Below are 3,027 nucleotides of genomic sequence, written 5' to 3'. Positions count from 1 at the left end.
AGTCCCCCTTTTTAAGGGGGATTTAGGGGGATCTTGAATCTGTTGCTACTAATGAAAAGACTTTTCAAACATCCTCTAAGGGAGATTTGGGGGTATCTAGAGTTCTAAATACCTCAGCCACCTCTTTTGAACATCCTCTCAGCAATCTTTCCAAGTTCTTTACAATTACTTTCTATTGTTAAAAATGTAGATACATAGCATGAAAAACCTCCAAAATCAGAGATTTCCAGATTATGAAAACTTCAAAACATAATATTCATGATAGTTTTGACTCTCACTTTTCTGAATTAGCAAGCAACAGTAGAAATAACTGGAAAAAACCATTGACTTATCTAGGTTTAGCATTGGTTGTAGCAGGCGGAGGAATCACCTTGACAGGTATGCACTTACTGCAACCACCTCAAGCCGCGCTAGCAGCCACTCAAAATCCACCAAATAATTTAGCAACTGCTAGAGCTTCTAACTTTATCACAGAAGTTGTCGATCGCGTTGGTTCTGCTGTCGTGCGAATTGATTCCACTCACACAATTAAGCGCCCCACATCTGATATTTTTAACGCTCCCTTCTTCCGAGAGTTTTTTGGTTCTGAAGCCCCTGCTCCACGATCTAAAGAAACTGTACAAGGAATTGGTTCTGGCTTTATCATGAATTCTAATGGAGAAGTTTTGACCAACGCTCATGTGGTAAATGGAGCAGATACAGTCACAGTTACCTTGAAAGACGGACGGACTTTTAAAGGTCAGGTTATGGGTACCGATCCAGTTACTGACGTTGCTGTTATTAAAATTAAAGCCAATAACTTACCGACAATCCCCCTAGGAAACTCCGAACAACTCAAGCCAGGAGAATGGGCTATAGCTATTGGTAACCCTTTAGGTTTAGACAATACAGTCACAGAAGGTATTATTAGTGCTACAGGTCGTTCGAGTTCTGAAGTCGGAGTTCCAGCCGAACGAGTTAATTTTATTCAAACAGATGCAGCAATTAATCCCGGTAATTCAGGCGGACCATTGCTCAACTCCCAAGGACAGGCGATTGGTATGAATACTGCTATTATTCAAAATGCTCAAGGTTTGGGCTTTGCAATTCCAATCAATACAGCCAAACATATTGCCAATCAATTAATTGCTAAAGGTAAAGTCGAACACGCTTATTTAGGCGTTCAAATGGCTACACTAACACCAGAATTAAAACAAAAAATCAACGACGATCCTAATGCTCCTTTGAGTGTTGATGAATCTCAAGGCGTATTGGTCTTGAAAGTTATTCCCGAATCTCCCGCAGCAAAAGGCGGAATTCGTGCGGGGGATGTCATTGTGAAGGTGAATAATGCATCTATAAATAAAGCAGACACGCTACAACAAACTGTAGAAGATACATCCATAGGTAGCAATCTAAAATTAGAAATTCGGCGTAACGGTCAGACTCTCAATCTTAGTATAAAACCGGGAGCGTTACCCAATATTGAGGAGGAAGGATAACACATCTAGACAGGTAAATTTAAATATTTTAGACCAGTGCGAGTGCAATAAAAGGGACAGAATGATGAATTAAACAGATAGATAACTTCAGATATTTTTAAAGTACAAAGTCAGGCAATTGATGAATTAGAATCACTACCATCAAACATCCCGGAACGCAAAGCAGCGTTAGAATTGTTGTACACTTTGCAAAGTAACTTATCAGTAGCTCAAAACCCAGAAGAAGAGGATAGGAAATTACTTATGAGATTAGCCCCACTGTATCAACAAGACAGAGAACGAGCTGTACGAGAAGGAGAACAGCGTCTAGTTATACGTCAGTTAAATTACCGTTTTGGCGATATTGATTCATCATTAATTGAGAAAGTTCGAGAATTATCTATTGAGCAACTGGAGGCATTAGCAGAGGCATTATTAGATTTTTCAGATATAACTGATTTAGAATCTTGGTTAACAAACCAGCAAGGATAGCTGATTCTCTAGTTTAAACGCATTCCAACAGAATCGCCCGGTTTCACAGGAACGCGAGGCGAAGGAGAAGGTAACAACCGCCAAACTTTAATTGTCTTATCGCCGCTACCACTTACCAACATTTGTCCGTTGGGACTGAAAGCAACTGCATAAACTCCCCCTCCATGACCTTCAAAAGAGCGAAGCAGTTTTCCTGTCTTCAAACTCCACAGTTGAACTCTCCGTGCTTGACCTCCACTAGCAAAAACTAACCCGTTAGGAGCGATCGCAACACTGTCCACACTACCAAGATGAGCAGAAAAATTTTGCAGTAATTTTCCTGTTTGCACGTCCCAGACTTTGAGATTTTTACCATCTGTCTGCGGACTCGATTGAAAACTATCGTCACCACCGCTATTAACCAGAGTTTGTCCATCAGGTGCGATCGCAACTGAAGTGACTCCAGACGATTTTGGAGGAGGAACAAGACTACGCAACTGTTTACCCGTACTTAAATTCCATAACGTAATTTTGCCATCATTATGACCCGCGAACAAAGTTTCACCATCGCGACTAACAGTAAGAGCAAAAGCCCCCGACTGCACAGTGCGAAGTTGCTTTCCATTTGCAAGATCCCACACCTTAACTATATCTAAACTCCCAGTAGCGAGAGTTCTTCCATTTGAAGCGATCGCAAGCCCTGTAACTCCACCTTTATGACCGTTCAAAGTGCGTAATAATCGTCCTGTTTGCAAGTCCCACAACTTAACAGTTCCATCAACACCACCACTTACCACAGTTCGACCATTTGGACTGATGGCAATAGACTTAACTCCCGTTGAATGACCTGACAAAGAACTCAGTAACCGCCCTGTTTGAAAATTCCACAATTTAACCGTTCCGTCATCACCACCACTAGCAAGAGTTATCCCATCTTGACTAATAGCAATAGCGCGAACAGCAGCTGTATGTCCAATAAAAGTGCGAATCAATTGACTGTTTTTTTGCTGAAGTGGAGTAGTAATCAGTGACCAGTGACCCTTACGGGTTCGCCAGTCGCCTACGGCGGGAGACCCGCCTGCAGCGCTGGACTCAC

At 41.9% G+C, this 3,027-nt stretch carries 3 protein-coding genes; 2 read left to right on the top strand and 1 reads right to left on the bottom strand.

What is annotated here, in order from left to right; all coding sequences use genetic code 11:
- Window positions 1-233 precede the first annotated feature (233 nt).
- Window positions 234-1,481, top strand: a complete 1,248-nt coding sequence (locus tag ACKTT2_RS00135; protein ID WP_407882754.1) for an HhoA/HhoB/HtrA family serine endopeptidase — start codon at window positions 234-236, stop codon at window positions 1,479-1,481.
- Window positions 1,482-1,724: 243 nt separating this feature from the next.
- A complete protein-coding gene (locus tag ACKTT2_RS52275) occupies window positions 1,725-1,952 on the top strand; it encodes a DUF4351 domain-containing protein (protein WP_500691366.1) in 228 nt (75 codons plus the stop codon).
- Window positions 1,953-1,960: 8 nt separating this feature from the next.
- On the opposite strand, the gene ACKTT2_RS00125 is transcribed toward ACKTT2_RS52275, so the two are convergent.
- Window positions 1,961-3,027: WD40 repeat domain-containing protein (locus ACKTT2_RS00125; protein ID WP_407882752.1), on the bottom strand; the 1,067-nt coding region annotated here is incomplete at its 5' end.

Source organism: Scytonema hankhaensis NUACC26 (assembly GCF_045865695.1).
In the GTDB taxonomy this organism is placed as follows: Bacteria; Cyanobacteriota; Cyanobacteriia; order Cyanobacteriales; family Nostocaceae; genus Scytonema.
The sequence above is the reverse complement of the archived record's forward strand: the minus strand, read 5'-3'. Positions and strand labels throughout refer to the sequence as shown.

Excerpts from the sequence above, each read along its gene's own strand:
- ACKTT2_RS00135 (WP_407882754.1), top strand. The coding sequence starts at position 234 with ATGAAAACTTCAAAACATAATATTCATGATAGTTTTGACTCTCACTTT.
- ACKTT2_RS52275 (WP_500691366.1), top strand. The coding sequence starts at position 1,725 with ATGAGATTAGCCCCACTGTATCAACAAGACAGAGAACGAGCTGTACGA.